Source organism: Halorussus litoreus (genome assembly GCF_003382685.1).
Taxonomy (GTDB): Archaea; Halobacteriota; Halobacteria; order Halobacteriales; family Haladaptataceae; genus Halorussus; species Halorussus litoreus.
Genome location: NZ_QLVG01000050.1, coordinates 1 through 20,317, shown reverse-complemented (window position 1 = coordinate 20,317; position 20,317 = coordinate 1). Strand labels below are relative to the sequence as shown.

At 67.3% G+C, this 20,317-nt stretch carries 25 protein-coding genes; 16 read left to right on the top strand and 9 right to left on the bottom strand.

Annotated elements, in window-relative coordinates:
- Positions 1 to 151: 151 nt before the first annotated feature.
- The 3 genes from DPQ64_RS14915 to ppsA form a co-directional block, all read right to left on the bottom strand.
- Positions 152 to 1,318 carry a 3-dehydroquinate synthase II gene (locus DPQ64_RS14915; RefSeq protein ID WP_115865110.1) on the bottom strand — a complete coding sequence of 389 codons (1,167 nt, stop codon included), beginning with the start codon at positions 1,316 to 1,318 and terminating at the stop codon, positions 152 to 154.
- A gap of 196 nt (positions 1,319 to 1,514) precedes the next feature.
- On the bottom strand, positions 1,515 to 2,639 hold the full coding sequence (locus DPQ64_RS14910; RefSeq protein WP_157971737.1) for a hypothetical protein: 1,125 nt from the start codon (positions 2,637 to 2,639) through the stop codon (positions 1,515 to 1,517).
- A 145-nt stretch (positions 2,640 to 2,784) separates the two neighbouring features.
- Positions 2,785 to 5,154 (bottom strand): phosphoenolpyruvate synthase, encoded by a 2,370-nt coding sequence (ppsA, locus tag DPQ64_RS14905; RefSeq protein ID WP_115865108.1) that lies wholly within the window; start codon positions 5,152 to 5,154, stop codon positions 2,785 to 2,787.
- Between the two features lie 193 nt (positions 5,155 to 5,347).
- On the opposite strand from ppsA, the gene DPQ64_RS14900 reads away from it, so the two are divergent.
- From DPQ64_RS14900 to DPQ64_RS14890, 3 genes are all read left to right on the top strand, one after another.
- Positions 5,348 to 5,779: a hypothetical protein gene (locus tag DPQ64_RS14900; protein ID WP_115865107.1), complete on the top strand. Its 432-nt coding sequence runs from the start codon at positions 5,348 to 5,350 to the stop codon at positions 5,777 to 5,779.
- Between the two features lie 122 nt (positions 5,780 to 5,901).
- A complete protein-coding gene (locus DPQ64_RS14895) occupies positions 5,902 to 6,558 on the top strand; it encodes a helix-turn-helix domain-containing protein (RefSeq protein ID WP_198662151.1) in 657 nt (218 codons plus the stop codon).
- Positions 6,559 to 6,627: 69 nt separating this feature from the next.
- The gene (locus tag DPQ64_RS14890; protein WP_115865105.1) at positions 6,628 to 7,047 is read left to right on the top strand and encodes a DUF7344 domain-containing protein; all 420 of its coding nucleotides are present in this window, start codon (positions 6,628 to 6,630) and stop codon (positions 7,045 to 7,047) included.
- 43 nt (positions 7,048 to 7,090) lie between these two features.
- Here the strand turns inward: DPQ64_RS14890 and DPQ64_RS14885 are convergent, their stop codons facing one another.
- Together DPQ64_RS14885 and DPQ64_RS14880 are read right to left on the bottom strand one after the other, a co-directional pair.
- Positions 7,091 to 7,438 (bottom strand): hypothetical protein, encoded by a 348-nt coding sequence (locus DPQ64_RS14885; protein WP_115865104.1) that lies wholly within the window; start codon positions 7,436 to 7,438, stop codon positions 7,091 to 7,093.
- A 36-nt stretch (positions 7,439 to 7,474) separates the two neighbouring features.
- Positions 7,475 to 7,696: a hypothetical protein gene (locus tag DPQ64_RS14880; protein WP_115865103.1), complete on the bottom strand. Its 222-nt coding sequence runs from the start codon at positions 7,694 to 7,696 to the stop codon at positions 7,475 to 7,477.
- Between the two features lie 131 nt (positions 7,697 to 7,827).
- On the opposite strand from DPQ64_RS14880, the gene DPQ64_RS14875 reads away from it, so the two are divergent.
- Together DPQ64_RS14875 and DPQ64_RS14870 are read left to right on the top strand one after the other, a co-directional pair.
- On the top strand, positions 7,828 to 8,343 hold the full coding sequence (locus DPQ64_RS14875) for an SHOCT domain-containing protein (protein ID WP_198662150.1): 516 nt from the start codon (positions 7,828 to 7,830) through the stop codon (positions 8,341 to 8,343).
- 99 nt (positions 8,344 to 8,442) lie between these two features.
- Entirely contained in the window at positions 8,443 to 8,826 is a 384-nt protein-coding gene (locus DPQ64_RS14870) for a hypothetical protein (RefSeq protein ID WP_368276127.1), read from the top strand.
- A 34-nt stretch (positions 8,827 to 8,860) separates the two neighbouring features.
- Here DPQ64_RS14870 and DPQ64_RS14865 read toward each other — a convergent pair whose 3' ends face one another.
- Together DPQ64_RS14865 and mvaD are read right to left on the bottom strand one after the other, a co-directional pair.
- Positions 8,861 to 10,096, bottom strand: a complete 1,236-nt coding sequence (locus tag DPQ64_RS14865) for an NAD(P)/FAD-dependent oxidoreductase (protein ID WP_115865101.1) — start codon at positions 10,094 to 10,096, stop codon at positions 8,861 to 8,863.
- A gap of 27 nt (positions 10,097 to 10,123) precedes the next feature.
- Complete coding sequence (mvaD, locus tag DPQ64_RS14860) at positions 10,124 to 11,119, bottom strand: phosphomevalonate decarboxylase MvaD (protein WP_115865100.1); 996 nt, start codon at positions 11,117 to 11,119, stop codon at positions 10,124 to 10,126.
- A 386-nt stretch (positions 11,120 to 11,505) separates the two neighbouring features.
- On the opposite strand from mvaD, the gene nth reads away from it, so the two are divergent.
- A complete protein-coding gene (gene nth, locus DPQ64_RS14855; protein WP_115865099.1) occupies positions 11,506 to 12,192 on the top strand; it encodes an endonuclease III in 687 nt (228 codons plus the stop codon).
- A gap of 21 nt (positions 12,193 to 12,213) precedes the next feature.
- Here nth and DPQ64_RS14850 read toward each other — a convergent pair whose 3' ends face one another.
- Positions 12,214 to 12,585: a hypothetical protein gene (locus DPQ64_RS14850; protein ID WP_115865098.1), complete on the bottom strand. Its 372-nt coding sequence runs from the start codon at positions 12,583 to 12,585 to the stop codon at positions 12,214 to 12,216.
- A gap of 46 nt (positions 12,586 to 12,631) precedes the next feature.
- Positions 12,632 to 13,123, bottom strand: coding sequence for a DUF7321 family protein (locus tag DPQ64_RS14845; RefSeq protein WP_115865097.1), 492 nt, complete (start codon positions 13,121 to 13,123; stop codon positions 12,632 to 12,634).
- 140 nt (positions 13,124 to 13,263) lie between these two features.
- Between DPQ64_RS14845 and DPQ64_RS14840 the strand changes: the two genes are divergently transcribed.
- The 10 genes from DPQ64_RS14840 to DPQ64_RS14795 all read left to right on the top strand — a co-directional run bounded on the left by DPQ64_RS14840 (position 13,264) and on the right by DPQ64_RS14795 (position 20,159).
- Entirely contained in the window at positions 13,264 to 14,223 is a 960-nt protein-coding gene (locus tag DPQ64_RS14840; RefSeq protein WP_115865134.1) for a GAF domain-containing protein, read from the top strand.
- The gene (locus DPQ64_RS14835) at positions 14,220 to 14,882 is read left to right on the top strand and encodes a DUF7504 family protein (RefSeq protein ID WP_115865096.1); all 663 of its coding nucleotides are present in this window, start codon (positions 14,220 to 14,222) and stop codon (positions 14,880 to 14,882) included. The genes DPQ64_RS14840 and DPQ64_RS14835 overlap by 4 nt, the downstream gene beginning before the upstream one ends.
- Positions 14,883 to 14,988: 106 nt before the next feature.
- Positions 14,989 to 15,945, top strand: a complete 957-nt coding sequence (locus DPQ64_RS14830) for a DUF7319 domain-containing protein (protein ID WP_232820595.1) — start codon at positions 14,989 to 14,991, stop codon at positions 15,943 to 15,945.
- An 82-nt stretch (positions 15,946 to 16,027) separates the two neighbouring features.
- Positions 16,028 to 16,684: a plastocyanin/azurin family copper-binding protein gene (locus DPQ64_RS14825; RefSeq protein WP_115865095.1), complete on the top strand. Its 657-nt coding sequence runs from the start codon at positions 16,028 to 16,030 to the stop codon at positions 16,682 to 16,684.
- 1 nt (position 16,685) lies between these two features.
- Positions 16,686 to 17,072, top strand: a complete 387-nt coding sequence (locus DPQ64_RS14820) for a DUF7318 family protein (protein WP_115865094.1) — start codon at positions 16,686 to 16,688, stop codon at positions 17,070 to 17,072.
- Between the two features lie 2 nt (positions 17,073 to 17,074).
- Positions 17,075 to 17,926, top strand: a complete 852-nt coding sequence (locus DPQ64_RS14815; RefSeq protein ID WP_115865093.1) for a ubiquinol-cytochrome c reductase iron-sulfur subunit — start codon at positions 17,075 to 17,077, stop codon at positions 17,924 to 17,926.
- A 3-nt stretch (positions 17,927 to 17,929) separates the two neighbouring features.
- Positions 17,930 to 18,724, top strand: a complete 795-nt coding sequence (locus DPQ64_RS14810) for a cytochrome b (protein ID WP_115865092.1) — start codon at positions 17,930 to 17,932, stop codon at positions 18,722 to 18,724.
- Positions 18,725 to 18,730: 6 nt separating this feature from the next.
- Complete coding sequence (locus DPQ64_RS14805; RefSeq protein ID WP_115865091.1) at positions 18,731 to 19,558, top strand: cytochrome b family protein; 828 nt, start codon at positions 18,731 to 18,733, stop codon at positions 19,556 to 19,558.
- A gap of 30 nt (positions 19,559 to 19,588) precedes the next feature.
- Positions 19,589 to 19,912, top strand: a complete 324-nt coding sequence (locus DPQ64_RS14800) for a DUF7315 family membrane protein (protein WP_115865090.1) — start codon at positions 19,589 to 19,591, stop codon at positions 19,910 to 19,912.
- Positions 19,905 to 20,159 (top strand): DUF7314 family protein, encoded by a 255-nt coding sequence (locus DPQ64_RS14795; protein WP_115865089.1) that lies wholly within the window; start codon positions 19,905 to 19,907, stop codon positions 20,157 to 20,159. Before DPQ64_RS14800 ends, DPQ64_RS14795 begins: the two co-directional genes overlap by 8 nt.
- Positions 20,160 to 20,317: the final 158 nt, after the last annotated feature.

Genomic DNA, 20,317 nt, shown 5'->3' with positions numbered 1-20,317 from the left:
CCGTGTTTTTCGCTCCCGTGCGTAACCGTGATGCTTCGATGCTGCTTGGACGATATTGACGTCTCATCTTCGGCGCGCGCCGACGTTCAAAAGATAGCTTCGCGCTTCTGTCTCGTCAGTTCGACCGTCCGCTAAACTCCGCTCTCGGTGACTACTTCTCGATGATGTTCTCCTCGACGGCCTCGCCGAAGTGGCGCGCGCCGCCCTCGCGGAACACCTTGACCTCGTCGCCGACTTCGAGGTCGGTCACCGCTTTCCGCCCCTCGCCCGTCGGCACCTTGATGGTCTCGGCGTTCTGAAGCAGCGTCTCGACTCGATCACCATCTTCGAACTTCGCCTCGACGCGGAACATCGGGCGCTTCTCGATCTTCACCCGTCCCACGGTCGCCTCGCGGGTCTTGCCGTCGAGGTCCACGACCTGCACCTCGTCGCCCGATTTGAGCTCCGAGAGGTACTTCGTGCCGCCGTCCGGCGTCCGGACGTAGGCGTGGACCGCGCCGGCGTTCACCCGGAACGGTCGGGAGGCGACGTACGGCGACTCGGCGGTCTCGGCGTGGACGAAGAAGAGGCCACGCGACATCGACCCGACCAGCATCCCCTCGTCGTGCTCCAGCAGGTTCCCGGTGTCGACGCAGACCCGGTCGGCGCTTCCGGTGCGCTCGACCGTCGTGATTTCCGCCCAGTCGAGGTCGAGCGTCTCGCGGTCGGCCTCGTCGCGCACCTCGACCGTCTCGCGGATCTCGTCGGGGTCGTCGGTGTCGAGCAGCACCGCGTCGCTACCGATCTCCAGCGTCTCGAACGCGGTGCGGGCCTCCTCGGCGGTGGTCACGCCCGCGACGAGTTCGGTCTCCTCGCCGATGCGCGCGATGAGGTTCTCCAGCGGGATGATGGTCCAGTCTTCGCCGACGACGATGGTGTAGTCGGCTTCGCCCGCCGCGGCCTCGGCGAACCCCTCGTACTCCTCGTCGAAGATGCGGACGTACGCGCCGTCGGCCCGGCCGTCGCCCCGCCGGAGCGTCGAGAGGTCCGCGGAGCCAGACAGTTCCGAGGGGAGGTCGACCGTCCCGTCGCCCTCGCCGTGCTTGCCCACGACGAACGCGTCGGGCTCCGAGCCCGCTTCGGCCTCGTCTATCAGTTCGGCGTCGCCGTCTGTGAACGCCGCGACGTTCACGTCGCCGAGTTCCCGCACTCGTCCCACGTCGTCGGCGTCGACCAGCACCCAGTCGACGCCTGCTTCGAGCCCCGCCGTAATGCGTTTCCGGCGGGCGTCCCAGTCGCCGACCGCGTCGTCGGCCTTGAGCCACACGGAGCGTGTCATACTCGGACGCTTGCGGTCGGAGGGCTTGAACGTGGCGGATGCGGCGATGGATAGTGTTCCCGTCCCCGTCCGTTCGCGGTTGCTGTGCGGGCCTGACCACTCACGGTCGCTGTACGGATGGCCGCGCGCAGAACTGCGCGCGGCCGCCCGTACAAGCGACGATTGTACGTTCGGTGCGAAGTCGCCGGGAGGTCGGTTACACTGCGCGGAATCGATGCGGTTTGTCCGTCGTCGCGGTTGTCGCGGTGGTCGCGGTGGTCGCGGTCGTTGCGGTTGTCGCGGTGGTCGCGCTGGTCGCGGGGGTCGCGGTCGTCGCGGTTGTCGCAGTCGTCGCGGTGGACGCGTTCCCAGCGGTCCGGTTCGGCGGGGTCGCGGCCTCGACCCACTCGGGCTGGACCACCGAGGTGGCTCCGAGGTCGGTCACCGAGAACTCGTAGTGGATGCGCGTCTCGTCGACGCCCGCCGCGGTCGCGGTCAGCGACGCCGAGTGGACCAGGCCCGTCCCGTCCACGACGAGGGTGGCGTTCAGGTCGGTGTAGTTGGCGGCCGCGACCGGCTCGTCGGCCCGGAGCGTCGCGAGCAGTCGGCCGTCCCGGCGCTCGGTCCCAGCCAGCCGGTAGTCGCCGACCGCCAGCGCGAGTTCCACCAGCCACGACTGGGTGACCTGCGATTCGAGGTCGGCCCGCGGCAGGTGGGCCCACGTCTCGTCGTACGCGCCGACTCCCCCGCCGTTACCGCCGGTGCGGTTCGACTGCCGGAGTTCGGTGCTGTCCTCCCCGCGGTACTTGACCACCACCGCGGTCTCGTTGGCCCAGAGGTCGGTCCCCACTCGCGTGGCGTCGTCCTCGAAGCGCCGGAGGCTCGTCGAGTGGACGACCAGCGGGCCGAGCCCCCGTTCGACCTGTCCCCACTGGTTGGTCCACTGGACCGCGGGGCCGACCGAGACGTTCGCCCCGAAGCGGAACGCGAAACTGGTGTCGTTCAGCGCAGTCCGGTGGGCGGCAACCAGCGCCTCGGCGTCCTCGACGCCGGACTCGTTCACGCCCGGTGGGTGCGTGGCGTTCGCCTCCGGAGTCGTCGCATTTACCGCCTGCGTCGTCGTCTCGCTGCTTGCGTTTGTCCCTCCGCTTGCGGTCCCGGTCGTGTTCGCAGAAGAAGCGTTCCCGGCCACATTCTCGGTCGGCGGCGTCTCGCCCGGCGACGTGGTCGCGGCCGTTTCGTCCGGCGACCGGTCGGCGTTCGGCGGCGAGACGCCAGCGCCGACGCAGCCGGCGAGGACGACGAGCAGGGCGACCGCCATCGGGGCTCGGCGCGGGGACATCCTCGTCTACTCCGGCGCGCTCGCCAATAAACGGCCGCGACCGTACCGTGACGTTTTCCGGGGTTAGCGCCGGATTGTCAGGGCTAAGTTGAGCTTACTCGGGAGGAGCGTGTTCGCGAAAATCAGTTTCGCTGTCGAAGGGCGGTCAGCGCACCGAGTCGAGCACTAGCTGCTGTTCGACGCGCTTGACCTCGTGCTGGACGTCCCTGACCGCGTCGATGTTGGCCGAGATGGAGGAGATGCCAGCCTCGACGAGATGGCGGACCATCCGTGGTTTCGAGCCGGCCTGCCCGCAGATGGAGGTGTCCACGTCGTGCTCGCGGCACGTCTCGATGGTGCGGCTGACGAGTTCGAGCACGGCGGGGTGGAGTTCGTCGAAGCGGTCGGCGACGTTCTCGTTGTTCCGGTCGACCGCGAGCGTGTACTGGGTGAGGTCGTTCGTGCCGAACGAGGCGAAGTCGATGCCCTGCTCGGCCATCCCCTCGACGCCGAGCGCCGACGCGGGCGTCTCGATCATCACGCCCCACGTCCGCTTCTCGGGGTCGATGCCCGCCTGCTCCAGCAGGTTGCGTGCCCGGATTACGTCCTCGGCGTCGTTGACCAGCGGGAACATGATCTCGACGTTGTCGTAGCCCATCTCGTACAGTCGGGCGAACGCCTCCAGTTCGTGGGCGAACACGTCCGGCCGGTCGAGGCTCCGCCGGATGCCCCGGTAGCCCAGCATCGGGTTGTGCTCGGCGGGTTCGTCCTCGCCGCCCTGTAGCTGGCGGAACTCGTCGGTCGGCGCGTCGAGGGTGCGCACCCGGACCGACCGCGGGTAGAACTCGTCGGCGACCCCGCGGATGCCCTCGACGATCTCGTCGACGTACGCGTCTTCGCCGTGATCCTCGAGGTACTTCGCGGGCGTCTTGTCCGTCGAGAGGATCATGTGCTCCATCCGGAGCAGGCCGACGCCGTCGGCACCCGTCGCGGCCGCGCGCTCGGCGGCCTCCGGGATGGAGACGTTGACCTTCACCTCGGTCGCGGTCATCGGCTTGACCGGCGTCGTGGGGCGGACCTCCTCGGTGGGGTCGCGCTCCTCGCCAGCGTCCTTGCTCCCCTCGATGACGGTACCCTTGTCGCCGTCGATGGTGATCTGCTGGTCGTCGGACAGCGTGGTCGTCGCGTCGCCGGCACCGACCACGGCCGGGACGCCGAGTTCGCGCGAGACGATGGCGGCGTGGCTGGTCATGCCGCCCTCGTCGGTCACGATGCCCGCCGCGCGCTTCATCGCCGGCACCATGTCCGGGGTGGTCATCTCGGTCACGATAACGTCACCCTCGGCCACCTTGTCGAGCTGGTCGAGCTTCCCGACGATGCGGACTGCGCCCGAGGCGATGCCCGGGCTCGCGCCGAGGCCGGAGACGAGCTGTTTGCCGCCCGCGTTTCCGGCGTCGTTCCCGCTTCCCGCGCCGCCCGCGCTTCCGCCACTCGCCCCGCTTCCCGCGCTCTGGACCGCGCCGCTCCCGTCGGCGATGCCCGCCGACGAGCTACCGCCAGCGTTCGCGTTCTCGTCGGCCGAAATCTCGCCGTCGTCGATGGTGGTGATGGGTCTGGACTGAAGCATGAACACCTCGCCATCGACGATGGCCCACTCGACGTCCTGTGGTGCGTCGTAGTGGTCCTCGACGCGCTCGCCGAGTTCGACGAGCCGCTCGATGTCGCGCTCGTCGAGGACCTGCGCCTCGCGGCGGTCGTCCGAGACCGCGCGCTCGACGGTCTCGCCCGTCTCCTCGTCTTTCTCCATCATCGTCTTCTTGTCGGCGACGGTGACCTGCTCGACCGTGCCGGTCTCGCGGTCGACGACGTAGTTGTCGGGCGACACCGAGCCCGAGACCACTGCCTCGCCGAGCCCCCACGCGGCCTCGATGATGATGCGGGGCTCGCCGGTGGAGGGGTGGCTGGTGAACATCACGCCGGACTTCTCGGCGTCGACCATGCGCTGGACGACCACGGCGATGTCGACCACGTCGTGGGCGAACCCCTGCTCCTGTCGGTAGTAGATGGCCCGCTGGGTGAACAGCGACGCCCAGCACTGCTTGACCCGCTCGACGAGGTCCTCGCGGGTGACGTTGAGGAACGTCTCCTGCTGTCCGGCGAAGCTGGCGTCGGGCAGGTCCTCGGCGGTCGCCGACGACCGGACCGCCACGAACGCTTCGCCGCCGCCAAGGTCGTCGTAGGAGTCGTAGATCTCCTGTCGGATGTGGGTGGGCATCTCCGTGTCGAGGATGAGTTCCTCGGCGTGGGACTGGGCCTCCGCGAGCGCCGCCGAGTCGTCGGCGTCAACGTCGACGGCCTCGAAGAGTTCGTCCTCGATACCCGTGTCTTCTATGAACGAGCGGTAGGTGCCGGCCGAGACCACGAACCCCGGCGGAACCGGCAGGCCCGCGCCGGTGAGCTCCCCCAGCGACGCGCCCTTCCCGCCGACCAGTTCGAGGTCGTCCGCGGTGATTTCGTCCAGCCAGAGTACAGCCATTGTGCGTGTTCAATGGAACAAGAGAGCCGATAAAGAACCTTCCGACCCGCACGTGGGCTAAAAACTAACTCGAAGTCGGGTTCCTGTTGTCGTCGTTCAGTAGAACGCGAGCGAGTTTCGGCCGAGAGGAGACCCGTTTCGAATCGAACAGGAATCGGGTGTGTTTATAACCTATCGGCCGCGTCACTCCCGCATGGACGCCAAACGTTCGCTTCGCTGGGCAGTGTACTACGTCGTCCTCGCAGGGGTCACCACCCTCGTCGCGGGCGCGCTCGTGGCCGCGGGCTGGGTCGTCGGGCTCGGAAGCGCCTACGACCAGCTTGCAGACGGCGCGACCCTCTCGTCGGTCGCGGGCACGGCCGCGCCGGGGCTCGCACTCGCGCTGGTCGGCGTGGTCCTCTGGGCGGTCGGCACCGTCGCGGCGTTCGTCCGGGTGTTCACCGCCGCGGTCGAGGAGCAGATGCGCGAGCGCTTCGACAGCGAGAAGGTCAAGAGCGAGATCCTGTCGGTGCTCGACGACCGGCTCTCGGACGTGGAACACGACATGAGCGAGACGCGCCGCAAGATCGACGAACTCAAGCGCGAGGACGTGGCCGAGGAGTTCGAGTTCGGCCAGCAGAACTGACCGTTCGAGAGCGCAGAGCCGACCGTTCGACGGGGAAGAACCGACCGTCCGGAAGCATCGACCGACCCTCGGCAATTCAAAAATACCCTCGAATTTATAAATCCTACGCCCCCACTATGGGTATGAGTGTCGTTGGCGACTTCAGTATCCCCGCCGAGGCGTTCGCGCTGGAATCGGCCCTCTCGGCGGTCCCGGAGATGACCGTCGAGGCCGACCGGTTGGCGTCCCACAGCCCGGAGGAGGTGTTCCCGTTCCTGTGGACTCGCGGCGGCGACTTCGACCGCTTTCACCGCGCGCTGGAGGACGACCCGACGGTCGAGACGGCCGACGCTGTCGAGCACGCCGACGACGAAGTGCTGTACCGACTCGAGTGGACCGACGACTTCCACGACCTCGTCCACGAGATGATCGACCACCACGCCGCCATCGTGGAGGCGGTGGCCCAAGACGACCGCTGGAACCTCAGGCTTCGGTTCGCCGAGGAGGGCGACGTGTCGTCGTTCCAGAGCCACTTCGAAGAGGAGGGCTACTCCCTCGAGGTCAACCACCTCTCGCACCCGACCGAACCGCGCCAGCGCGAGTTCGGCCTGACGGCCGAGCAGCACGAGGCGCTCGTCGCGGCGGTCAGGGAGGGGTACTTCGCCATCCCGCGGACCGCTTCCGCCGAGGAGATCGGCGAGACGCTGGGCATCTCTGCCAACGCCGTCTCCCAGCGCATCCGGCGCGGCTCCGGGGTGTTGATCCGCTCCGCGCTGAGGATTCCCGACGACGTCGAGTGAGCCGGGAACTTGAACGCCGTGACGAGTGAAGCCGTCTGCTGATTCGCGCGGGCGGCGTCCGAGTAATGGATGACAACACCCGAGACGCATCGACTGGACAACTCTGCTTTCGCGCCATTAGCCGACTCCGACGCGCCCCTCGACTCCCTCTTCGACGCGCTGTCGAACGAACGTCGCCGCGCCGTCGTCTCGTTCCTCAAATCGTCGGACGACGACGCGGTGGCACTGTCCGAACTGGTCGAGCACGTCGTCTCCCACGACGAGCAGATACTCTCGGATAACGAACAGACGACGGCTTGCGGGGCCGACGACGGGAGCGACGATCGGGAGACGGTCGCGACCGCGTTGCATCACGTCCACTTGCCGAAACTGGCCGATGCAGGACTGCTCGACTACGACGCCGGGAGCAACACCGTCCGCTTCGACCGTCATCCGGATCGCGAGCATCGGGTCGCGCTCGCGGTCGAACTGCTGGGTCGACTCCCGTGAGAGTGGACTGGCCGGCGTCGACCGATTCCACCGGCCGACCGGACTACTCCTCCTCGATGGTGTCGACGACGCGCTGGGAGAGGTCTACGTCCGAGAGGTCACCGCTGGCGTGGCCGACCAGCCACTCGCGGTCGGCCCGCCACGTCCCGCGGTCGTCGCCGTCGAGGTCCGTCACCACGCCTCTCACGTCGGTCGGCTCCCAGCCGTCCGACTGGGCTTCCAGTAAGCGATTCAGTACTCGGCCGACCTCCTGCTGGGGGACGCCGGTGCCGGGCGAGGCCGTCTCGTACGCGATGCGGAGTCGGCCCTCCTCGGAGTCCAACTCCGTGACGTAGACGCCGTGGCTCATCAGTCGGGCTTCCAGTCGCTCGCGAAGGTCCGCGTCGTCCATGCCCGGGCCTACGGCGTCGGGGGCCTAAACTGTCCGCTATCGGAACTCGTGGGAGTCCCGCGGCGCGACGCAGGCGCAGGTGACGGTCGGGTCGAGCACGTCGTCGACCGGGAGTGATTCTCCGCATTCGGTGCAGACGACCGCCGGACGGTCCGCGTCGCGGTAGTGACGAACGACTCGGGTTCCGATGACCGCTCCGGCGGCGACGCCCACCACTCCGGCGAGCGCCTTGTCCAGCAGCGCGATCTCGCGTGCCATGCGCCCTCAAGCCCGTCCCAGTTACTTAAACCCACTGACGCGGGGAAACCAACAGAATGCAGACGTGTTTCGGGGTCCCTCCGCGCGCCGACGTTCCAACTCTTTTAGTCGAGCATCGCGATACTCCCCACATGACCGATCCGGCGGACCCGTCCGACGAGAGCGCGCTGGTGAAGCTCACCGCACTGCTCGTTCTCGGGTTGGGACTGACCACGCTGTTCCTCGGCTACGGCTGGTTCTGGATGGTGTTCGCGGTCGGCTTCGCGGTGGCCGTCCCGCTCGTGAAGCTCGCGACCGACGAACTCGGACTTGCGGGGGCTTCGACCCCGCGCTCGGAAGGCTCGCCCGATTCGATGGCAAACCGCCACGCCGATTCGCGCTCGGATGCGCGAGCCGACCATCGCAGAGCGGACGCTCCTCGGTCCAAGCAGGACGCGCTCGACGCCCTCCGGACGCGGTATGCTCAGGGCGAACTCGACGAAATGGAGTTCGAGCGCAAGGTCGAGAAGCTGCTCGAAACCGAGACGCTCGAAGGGGCGCGCGATCGCGTCGCGGAGCGGCGCGACGGCGACTCGCCCCGCCGGGAGTCCGCTACGGCCGAGGCGGCCGCAAGGGAACGCGACGGCGACCCCGCGACCGAACGCTAACCCGCCGTTACGCCCGACTCTGGGTCCGTTACCGTGTCGGACCGACTCGGTACCACCCACATATAAAAGTCCGCTCGGACCAAATACACCTACATGGCACTGCTCGACCTCCTCATCGGATTCGTGGTGGCCCTCCTCATCGGCGCGTTCGGCATCTACGTCGGCGCGCGCGTCATCGTCGACCGGAACGACTACGAGTACGCGATCCTGACCGCGCTCGTGGGCGCGCTCGTCTGGTGGGTGATCACCGGGCTGTTCGGGCTGATCACGTGGATACCCATCCTCGGCGACATCGCGTCGGTCGTCGCGTCGTTGCTCGCCCTGCTCGCGTGGGTGTACGTCATCAACGCGCGGTACCCCGGCGGCTGGGGCAAGGCCATCGGCATCGGCGTGGTGGCGTGGCTCTCGGTGTGGATCGTACTCGTCGTGCTCGAAGCGCTCCAGATCGTGGACGCGGGCGCGATCGGCATCCCCGGGCTCTGAGGACGAACCGTCGAGTTCCGCGACCGAATCGTCGCTACTCCTTCTCGGGGTGCAATTCCTCGCTCACCAGTTCCGCCGCGTTGCGCACCGCGCCGACCGACGAGAGGTAGCCCGCACCGACGGTCGTCTTCAGCGCCTTCGCGGCCCGCCCCCGGAGTACGGTCGGCCCGACCTGCGCGACCGCGCCGTCGCCGACCGACACCAGCCACCCCGGCGAGTCGAAGGCGAAGGGGTCGAGCCGGGGCTCGAACAGCCCGTCGCCCGCCCGGTCGTGCTCGACCAGCTTGGTGATGTTCTCCGCGACCGCGCGCGCTTCGCGCACGGCCGACTGCGCGCTTGCGGGCACGGGCTCGCCGTCGGCGTCGACCACGCGCGCTGCGTCGCCGACGACGAAGGTCGAATCGTCGAGTCGGAGGGTGTTCTTGACCGCGGGGCGCTCGCCGGCGAGCGCGTTCGGCCCGCGGATGCCGCCGGTCCAGACGAACTGGTCGTAGTCGAGTCGCTCGCCGGATTCGAGTTCGATGGCCTCGTCGGTCGCCTCCGCCACGGTCGCGCCCGTCCGGACCGTCACGTCGCGGGCTTCCAGCTCCTCGCGCACCGCGGTCTGGAAGTTCTCGGGGAACGAGGGCGCGACGCTGTCGAACTGTTCGAGCAGCGTGACGGTCACGCCGTCGTTCCCACGCTCGTCGGCCAGCGCGGCCAATTCCCCCGCGACCTGCACGCCAGACAGCCCCGCGCCGCCGACGACGACGCGACCGGTCGCGTCGTCGTCGGCGGCGCGATCAGTATCGTTGGTGGTGGAGCCGTCAGTGTCGTCGGTGGTGGAGCCGTCAGCGGCGGCGGTGTGAGCGGCGTTCAGCACGTCGAGGAAGTCGCCCCGGATCTCCTCGGCGTGGCCGAGCGTCTTGAGCGGCGTGGCGTGGTCCTCGACGCCCGGCAGGTCGTAGAACGCCGTCTCGGCTCCGAGACAGACCGCGCCGTAGTCGTACTCGACGGTCTCGCCGGAGGCCAACGTCGCGACGCCGGCGGCGGAATCCACGTCCACGACCTCGGCCTGTCGGACGGTCGCGCGGTCGAGCACTTCGTCGAGGTCGACCGCGATGTCGTCGGCCAGCGAGGGCCGGCGGATCACCCGGTGGAGTTCGTGCTGGACGAGGTGGCTGCCCGTCCGCTCGACGACCAGTAGCTCCACGTCGTCGGGGAGAGTTCTCTCCAGCTTCCGTGCGAGGGTCAGTCCGGCGTAGCCCGCGCCGAAGACGGCTATTCGCATTCGTCCCGACGTTGGGACTGCCGACAGTTAAAACAGCGCCTCGCTCTCGGGCAGAATCTCGGCCGGGCCGCCGACCTCCCAGACCATGGTCTCGACGCCGCACTCGGCGACGGTCTCCTCGACGCGGTCGACGTGCTCGGCGGTCGTGTTGACGTAGACGCTCGCTCCGGTGTCCGTCGAGAAGTAGACGGGAACGCCCTCCTCGCGCAGGTCCCGGACCGCGTTGAAGATCTCGATGGTGTCCGGCTTCCAGTACACCCAGCCCGCGGGCCCGGTCATGGTGGTCGCGGCGAGCGACAGCGAGTCGTGCTCGGCGGTCTCGAACACTCGGTTGAAGTCGCCCTCGCGGAGCGCGTCGCGCATCTCGGCGAGCTGGTCGTGGAGGTGCGCGAGCCGCGCCTCGAACATGTGGCTGTCGGCGGCCTCGCGGTGGGCGTGCTCGGTCTCCTTGTACGCCGGGACGAGCCCGGCGACGATGCGGAGGTCGTCTTCGAGCGGCGAGTCGAGGCGCTCGGAGCGACAGTCCTCGTCGTTGAGCCCCGCGTGGAGGTCCGAGAAGCCGCCGGTGACCGCTCGCGCGGCCGACGACGACCCGCGGCGCGCGATGGTCGAGATCTCCGGGCGCGTGAGGTCGAGGTTCGCGGCCTCCGCGAGCGCCATCGCGGCCGCGGCGAAACCCGACGACGACGAGCCGAGGCCGACGTTCGACGGGAAGGAGTTCTCGCTCTCCAGTCGGACGGGGTGCTCGGCGTGGTCAGCTGCGCCGGTGCTCGCGCCCGCGAGTTCGCGCACGTGCGAGACGACGCTCGTGACTCGGTCGGCCTCGTGGGCCGCGAGTTCCTCGCCGTCGACGACGAAGGTGTCGCCGTCGAGGTCGGGGTCGAACTCGACGGTAGTCTTGGTGTGGCTCGGCGCGGTGCAGACGCTGATGGAGTCGTGGTACGGGAGTCGGAGTTCCTCGTCGCGCATCCCGTGGTACTTGACGAGGCCCTGGATCGGGTGGGCCTTCGCGGTCGCCTTCATAGGTGGACGCGCGTGGGTCGCGGGGTTAAAACTCTCGGAACGCCGATAGCGATACTCGGGGCTGGATGCTGCTCGGGAACGGATTCTGCTTGGCGGGTTCTGCTCGGGAATGGGCTCCTCGGAGGATTTCGTGACGACGAAGCTAGCTACTGCCGAGGCACGTGGGTACCCGCCCCGCCACCGCACGCGGTGCGGTGCCGTGCGGTTGCGGTCGCGGTGCGGGGCGGAGCGGTTGCGGTCACGCCGTGGCTCAAGCAAGGGGTAGCGTCCCGCCGAACACCCAGTCTCCAGAGCGAAGCCGTTTCGCGTCTTCCACCACGACCCTCACGTCTTCCACCGCGGAATAACGAACAAGATTCAAATCCGGGCCACCCGACCACAGCCACATGGGAGAGCCACTCGACACGCCGAAGGCCCAGGCCGAGGAAGTCATCGACCGCCTGTACGAGGAGTACCCCGACGCGACCATTTCGCTGAACTTCTCGAACCGGCTGGAACTGCTCGTCGCGGTCGTGCTCTCGGCCCAATGTACCGACGAGCGCGTGAACGAGGAGACCGAGCACCTGTTCGAGAAGTACCAGTCGGTCGAGGACTACGCGAACGCGGACGTGGACGAACTCTCCGAGGACATCGGCTCCATTACCTACCACAACAGCAAGGCCGACTACCTCGTATCGTCGGCACAGACCATGATCGACGAGCACGACGGCGAGGTGCCCGACACGATGGACGAGCTGACCGAACTCAAGGGCGTCGGGCGGAAGACCGCGAACGTCGTGCTCCAGCACGGCCACGACGTGGTGGAGGGAATCGTCGTGGACACTCACGTCCAGCGCCTCTCGCGCAGGCTCGCGATTACGGAGGAAAAAACCCCTGAGAACATCGAAGAGGACCTGTTCGACGTCGTTCCCGACGAGGACTGGCAGCAGTACACCCACCTGCTCATCAGCCACGGTCGGGCGACCTGCACCGCGCGAAATCCCGACTGCAGCGACTGCGTGCTCGAGGATCTGTGTCCCTCCTCGAAGCTCGACCACGACGTGGACCTCGCCAGCGGCGAGGCGTGGGACTGACTCCGATTCTGAACTCGACCGTCAGTCGGCCATCGTGTTCGCGGTCGTCGTCGAAGTTTCGCTCGCTCTGACGCCGATCTCGACGCCGACCAGCGCTGCGGCCGTGCCGACGCCGAGGACGAGAAACCAGAGAGCGACGGTGAGATCGTGTCCGATTGGAAGGTCCATGTGGACGCCGAACTGTGCCCCGCCGATCACGAGCGCGACCAGGAGGGCGGTCCACCACGTGCTCTGGCGAACGTTCTCTCGGTGGCGGGCTCCGAGCCAACCGGTGACGGTGAACGACGCCCAGACGAAGACGGCCAGTTGCGGGTCCCAGTACCCATCGAGGTAGAGGACTCCGGTCGGAAGCAGCCCGACGATCAGACCGGCCGCGAAACTACTCCGGCGCATTACGTCTGCGTTCGTAGCTACGCTGACAAAAACGTTCGTCTGTCGCTCACCCGTACAGCACGTACTTGTTGAGATACCGAACCACCCCGACGAGCCACGCCAGCAGCCAGAACACCACGTAGCCCGCGACGCCGATGCGGAGCCGGCCCCGCCACGCGCCCATGTTCTCGTGGAGTTCGTCGATGTCCACGTCGCGCTCGGTCGCGTCCTGCTCGTACAGGTCGTGGCCGCGCTTGACCTGAAAGATGCGAACGATGCCCGTGAGCGCGAGGATGAGCATCGCGTACGCCTGCAGCCCGAGGAACACGTGGAGCGCCGAGAGGCCGCCGATCTGGTCGAGGAAACGCGGGGCCATCCACGTCAGCATCGGACCCGTGGTCAGGACGAGTCCGACGGCGATGAACTTGAGGTGGTGGATGAGTACGTCCCACGTCACCACCTCCTGATCGAGAATGTACCACGCCCCGTAGAGGTAGAACGGGAAGCTCGCGGTGACGAGGAGGGCCACAACCGTCGCAACCAGGGCGTCGCTGACCATGCGCGGCGGTTGGGAGCGGGCCGGGTTAAGGCGTGCGAAAGCGGTCGCACGACCAATCCGGCCGCTATCGCCATTGTTAGACGGATTACATATGCCAAATTTAATCCCGGGCGGGCGCTACCTTCCGCTAAGTGACCGAGATGTCGAACCCCAGCGTCCTCTACGTCGACCGAGAGCGGCCCTCCCGCGCGGCCGCGCTGGAGCGCGTCCGTGAGCACGCCCGGAGCGGGGAGCGTGCAGGGGGCGAGGAGCACGCGCGGGACGTGACCTTCCTCACGGCCGAGTCGGTGGCCGACGCGACCGAGACGCTGGCCGACTGCGACGTGGACTGCGTGGTGACCGAGTACGACCTCCCCGACGGCAACGGGCTGGAGGTCGCCGAGCGCGTCCGGGACCTGCAGCCGGACGCGGGCTGCGTCCTCTACACGGAGACGGACCGCACCGAGATCGAGACCGACGAGGCGGGCGGGACCGTCGCCGAGTTCGTGCCCAAGGGGTTCCCCGACGACGTCGAGGAGCTGTGGCGCGTGGTGGAGTTCACCGTCGAGTCGGCCGCCCAGACCGCGTACCCGCTCCCGCAGGACGAGGCCGAGCGCCTCGACGCGCTCGAAGCCTACGAACTCGACTCGGAGACGCTCCAACCCGACGTACAGCGAATCACCGATATCGCAGCCCAGCACTTCGACGCGCCACAGGCTTCGGTGAACCTCATCAAGGAGCACAGCCAGCAGTTTCTGGCCTGTCACAGCACGGACTGGACCCCGACCTCTCGGGAAGACTCCATCTGCACCTACACCATCCTCGACGAGGACGAGGTCACCGTCATCGGCGACGTGAAGGCCGACCCCCGGTTCGAGGACAACGAGAGCCTCGACGAATTGGGGATTCGTTCGTACGCGGGCGCGAACCTGACCACCGACGAGGGGCTCTCCATCGGCACGCTGTGCGTGTACGACGACGAGCCGCGAACGTTCTCGGCCGACCACAGGGAGTTTCTCAGCACGCTCGCGGACGTGGCGATGAGCGTGATCGACCTTCGCCACGAGGTCTCGGAACTGGAGGAGGCCACGGCTCTCGCACAAGGAGGTGACCGTTCGTGAGCCAGCGAGCGCGCCGAAAGTACCGGTTCGGCGACGACCTCCCCATCGACGGCGTCGACCCCGGCACGAACCTACTGGTCGCCGGTCCCGCGATGAGCGGTGCGCGGCGGCTCGCGATCCGGCTGGTCACCGACGGCAACGACCGCGACGAGGGGATGGTGTTCGTCACGACGAACAAGAGCGGCGAGCGGCTCCTGAGCCAGTGCGACGAGCTCTGTGGTGGCGTGAACGGCTCACAATACGGCGTCGTGGACTGCGTGAGCAGACAGCAGGGCCGCGACCAGTCCGACGACCACGTGGCGCTGGTGTCGAGCCCGAGCGACCTGACCGGCATCGGCATCGAGTTCTCGGGGCTGTACCGTGACGTCCACGCCAACGGTTGTGAGCGAGTGCGCGCGGGCCTGTACTCGCTGTCGACCCTGCTGATGTACGCGGAGTTCCGGACCATCTCGCGGTTCGTCCACACAATCGGCGGCCGCATCGACGCAGCCGACGGGCTCGGGGTGTTCCTCATCGACCCGACCACGCAGGACGAGCGCGTGATCAGCACCATCGCCCAGTTCTGCGACGCGCGGGTCGACGTTCGGGACGACGACGGGGCGCGGGAGCTCCGGGTCCGTGGGCTGGACAGCCAGTCCAGAGAGTGGAACGCGTTCTGAGCCCAGCACGGATATCGCGCCCGGCGCTCGTCTTCCTCGACCGAATTCCCCTTCTGTCGGCCGAGTGTCGGGGCGCTTATGCGGCTTCAGGTGTGAGTTTCGGACGATGACCGACGCCTCGGACGACCCCGCGGGCGAACCACCCGGCGAGCCCTCGGACTCGGCCGACTCGGTGGACGACTCTGGCCCCGCCGACGCTCCCGACTCGGTGGACGCTTCCGGCAGCCGTGGCGCGGGGAGTGCCGACGGAGACGGGGACCGACTCAGCCGCGGGGACATCGAGGAGCGGTACGACTTCGAGGACTTCGGCCCGCGGGACATGGCGGAGATGAGCTACGAGGAGTGGGAGGCCGCGTTCGACCCCGACTCGTGGATCACCGGTCCGCGGCTGCTCGACAGGGTTGAGGCAGACCTCCAGAACCGGGTGGCGAACCGCGACGTGTTCGCGGTGCTCGAACGCATCGAGCGAGACGGCGAGCCACAGCTGCTCGCGTACTCCGACGAGGGGTACGCCGTGGTGTACCCCGACGGTTCGGTCGAGGGCAGCGGTACCGTCCTCAGGGACGTCAAACCGTCGGTCGCGCTCGCGTCGATGGACAGCTACGAGGTGCCCGACCCGCCGGAGGGCGACGCACTCCCCGACCCTGCTGAGGTTCCCGAGGGGTCGGGCGAACTCGGCAATCGGCTGATGCAGATCATCGGGGCGGTCCACCTCCTCGCGGGAGTCGCGCTGCTCGTCGCGTGGGTCGCGCTCGCGCTCCCGCTCGTGGCCGCCGTGGCCGCGGTCGGCTTCCTCCTGTTCGGCGTGTTCGTCTTCCTGCTGGTCGCGAACGCCCGGCTCTCGGATCGGTTCCGCGCCGAGGAGTACCGGAATCGACTCCGCGCGGTCGGCATCGACGACGAGGAGCGCCCGGAGTTCCTTCCCGACGGTGAGGACGGCCCAGAATCCGACGAGGACGACGATTTCCCGGACGAGGACGACGATTTAGCGTCCGATGACAGCAAGCGGCCCAGCGAGGGGCCGACGGACGCGGTCTCCACGCCGTCCGAGCGGGGCGAGTAATCGGTCCCGGCGAATCCGCGTCGAAACCCGGCTACGGCGGCATCGGTGGCTTTAAGCAATTCCTGTCCTGAGTTTTGGCTGTATGAAGAGGCGGGACTTCCTGATGGCAGCCTCAGGTGTCGCTGGCGGCGCGGGAGCGGGTGCAACCGCCGCTGCGGCGCAGGACACGACCACCACGTCGTCCGGCAACACCACTGCCACCGGAAACGAAACCACGACCGCCGTCAACGGGACCGCGACCGAGAGCGGAGCCGGTGGCGGCGGTGGCGGTCCGACGGAAGAAGTGACGGTCGGTCCCGGAGGGAGTCTATCGTACGACCCTGCGGAACTCACCATCGCACCCGGCACGACGGTGCGATGGGTCTGGGACTCGGACAACCACAACGTCCAGCCCTCCAGCCAGCCCGACGGCGCGGACTGGAGCGGCACCGAGGGCGGCGACGACCAGACGTACAACACCGGCCACGAGTACAGCTACACCTTCGAGACGACTGGCACGTACGAGTACTACTGCACGCCCCACCGCCAAGCCGGGATGACGGCTACCATCACCGTTCAGGAGGGCGGTGGTGGCGGCGGTGGCGGCGGTGCCGCCGAACAGGACCCCGAACACATGGGCGTGGCGTTCCAGGCCCACTTCGTCGGGCTGGCGACCCTGCTGATGATGGTCGTCTCGCTCATTTACACGTTCTTCCTCCTGAAGTACGGCGAATCGCCACACACCAGCGGAGGTAACTGACATGTCATCCACAGGCTCAACCTACGGCGACATCCACCGCTACGAGCCGGCGCGAGAGAGTACCGCTGCGGCCATCGCCATCGTCCTGCTGACGGTGGTCGAGGTCGTGTTCGTCGGGCTGTTCACGTACGGACTCATCGGCGGCTGGGGGTACACCGCGGTCGGAAACATGTACCTCGGCTCCGTTCTCGCGGTCATCTTCATCGATCTGGCGTTCATCCTGTTGCTGTACCGCAAGGAGTTCCTGCCCGACGTGATGATCGTCAAGAAGCGCCGCCGGAAGTGGGAGGACCTGTACGTCCGACAGGACCAGCAGGACGGCGTCGACTCGCTCGGTAACGCGTGGGACCAGTTCAAGCGCGCAGTGTACCCGTACTACAAGAAATAACCATGCCAGCAGATGACGACAAGTATCCGGCAAGCACAGGTCGCCGACGCTTCGTGAAGGGCGTCGTGGGTAGCGCGTCGCTCGCGGGAATCGGTACCGCGACCGCGGCAGCCGTCAACTCCACGACCAACCCCGTCGGCGGTGGCGGCGGTATCGTGGACTTCTACGGCGTCGAGAACACGGGAGGTCCCGCTCCGCGGGCGATGCCCCAGATTCCCCTCGAGATCGACTCGGAGGGGTATCTCAAGGGCATCTTCCCGGAGCCCGAGACGCGAACACTGGAGAGCGGAGCCGAAATCACCGTCGCCGAGATGGAACTCGGCGGCATCACGTACGGCCCCAAGTGGTTCCAGTACTGCGGCGTCCAGACGTTCAAGGGCGTCCGTCCCGAAGCCGATCAGGACAACTACTTCCGGTACATCGGCAACTCGAAGTTCGACTGGCAGAACGAGAACGTCGAGGATGGCCAGAAGATGCACGTCGACGACTTCGACGACTACGGCTCGTGGGGCAACGGAATCGGACAGAGCGGCCTCGGAAAGCCCGCACAGGGCAAGTGGCGCTCGCAGGACGTTTCCGGCGGCGAGACGCTCCCCATCGAGGTTATCCGGAGCGAGCGCATCGAAGAGCAAGCCCAGGGCAACGAGTGGCTCTCGGCGAGCACGGAAGAAGGGTTCCTCGCGCACCTGAACAAGTGCACGCACTTCTGCTGCGTTCCCACGTTCAAGGGGCTGGCGGGCTCTGCGGCGGCCGGTGGGGCGGACCAGATTTACTGTCAGTGCCACCAGTCGACGTACGACCCGTTCAGCATCGTGGAGAAGTCGTTCGTCTCGCTACCGAGGCCGGAGGAATAACGAATGAGCATCGAACGCAAAGACGACTACGACCACGGCGAGTGGATGCGTGAGAAGAACCTCACGCCGGTAGAGACGACGTTCCTGACCGCGCTCATCTGGATGGACAAGCGGTTCCGAATCGTCGACTACCTGGAGATTCTAGAGACCCTCTACTACCGGGTCAACCTCCAGATGCCCAAGAGCCACACAGAGCAGTACAACCTCGACAACAAGTTCTGGTACTGGTACCCGCTGTACGCGCTCGGAAGCTTCTCGACCATCGCGTACGTGGTCGCGGCCGTGAGCGGGGCGTTGCTCGGGTTCTACTACGCGCCAGCGACGACCGGCGACCCGTCGTCGGCGTACAACCAGTTGGCGTTCATCATGACGGATCTGAACTTCGGGTTCATGCTCCGGTCGCTCCATCGCTGGTCGGCACAGGTGATGGTCGCGGCGGTGTTCCTCCACATGCTCCGGGTGTACTTCACCGGAGCGTACAAGGAGCCACGCGAGCTAAACTGGATCATCGGCATCATCCTCATCAGCCTCACGATGGTGTTCGGGTACACGGGCTACCTGCTCCCGTGGGACCAGCTGGCGTTCTGGGCCGGACAGATCGGCGTGGAGATGAGCCTCTCGATCCCGCTGGCAGGCGAGTGGGTCGCACAACTCGTCTTCGGCGGGTTCAGTCTGGGGCAGGCGACGCTCCAGCGGATGTACATCCTCCACGTGTTCTTCCTCCCGTTCGTCGTGACCACCATCATCGGCGTCCACATCGCCATCGTGTGGATCCAGGGGATCGCGGAACCGCACTAACGAATCATGACTGATAACGAACAAACCGACAACACCGGCGAGGCACAGGCAGACGGCGGTTCGGACTCCGCGGAATCCGGGCCTCGTCAGGACCCACGTCCTGACGGCGGCGGCACCGGAATCGTCCCGCCGGACGACGAGACGCCGACGTGGAGCGAGCGCAAGCAGCGCACGCAGGGGCTCTCGCGGCTCACCTACGAGTACTTCGAGCGGGCCCGCAGCGAGGACCAGGACCTCCGGCAGGAGTCCAGCTACGTCGAGCGCGACGTGCTGGCGTTCCCGACGTGGCCCCACGAGATGATCCGCAACCTCTCGCTGACGAGCTTCTTCGTCGGCATGATCATCTTCCTGGCGGCGACGCTCCCACCGCACCTCGGCCCGCCGGCCGACCCGAGTTCCACCCCGGCTGTCATCCTGCCCGACTGGTATCTCTACTGGTCGTTCGGCCTGCTGAAGCTCGGCCCGCTCAACCCCGAGCTGGCCATCCTCGGCGGCGAGAAGCTGCTGGCCGACCGGACGTACGGCGTGATGGCCAACGTCGTCATCGTCGGCATCATCGCCATCGTCCCGTTCCTCAACAAGGGGAGCGCGCGCCGGCCGGTCGAGCAGCCGTTCTGGGCGGCGTTCGGGATGGCGGGGCTCGCGTTCGCGTGGACCATCAGCGCGCTGTCGATCAAGAACCTCGTCCCCATCGACGCGCACCTGCTGTTCGACCTGACGTTCCTGCTCCCGGTCGTCGTAGGAACCATCACGTACGCGGTGCTGAAGTCGATGCGCGAGGGGTACATGTTCGACCTCAACCGGCGGTACTACCGGCTCCGGCCACCGAAGTAACGCGGTAGCGGTTCCGTCTCATCGTTTTTCATGGCTCCAGATACCGACGACGCGACCGATTCCGAGGGGGAGACTCGCGCCCGAGAGGTCGAGGTACCGTTGCGGCTGTACAAGGTCGTGACCGTCTTCTCGACGATGTTCGCGGTGGCGTTCGTCGTCGGCGGGTTCATCGTCCTCGACACCGCGACACAGCGCGCGAGCCTGTCGCTGTCGGAGCTCGACCTCCCACTGGCAGTGCTCGGCGTCGGGATGATCGCGGCGGGGGCGTTCGTCTACGCGTTCTCTACCCGGTTCCGTGCCGAGGGAATGGGAAAACCTAAAGACGACGCCGACGAACATTCAGACAATGGCTGACGAATTCGCGAAAGGACTCGCCGTCCTCACGGGTGGCGGGCTCGTCTGGATGGTGCTGTCGGGCTGGTACACCACGCCGGGCTTCGAGGACGCCCAGCTCTGGGGTGCGATTCCGGAGGGTCTCGACACGTACGGACAGGCCGCCATCGCGCTCCGCGAGGTGACCGCGTGGTTCATCATCTTCGGCGTGCTGGCGTTCTGGGTCGTCATCCCGGCGGTCCAGCAACTGCGCGAATCCCGATCGTAGAACCGCTCGCGATCCGTCTCGGTTTCTTCTCCCGCCGTCGACCTTCCCGACGAGCGTCGCGTCCCTCGGCTTCGAGTAGCCTCGTCGGCTGCGTGCCGGTCGCTCTCGTCCATTATCCCCGTCGTCCCGCGTGCGGCCGCGGCCGTCCCGCCGGCGGG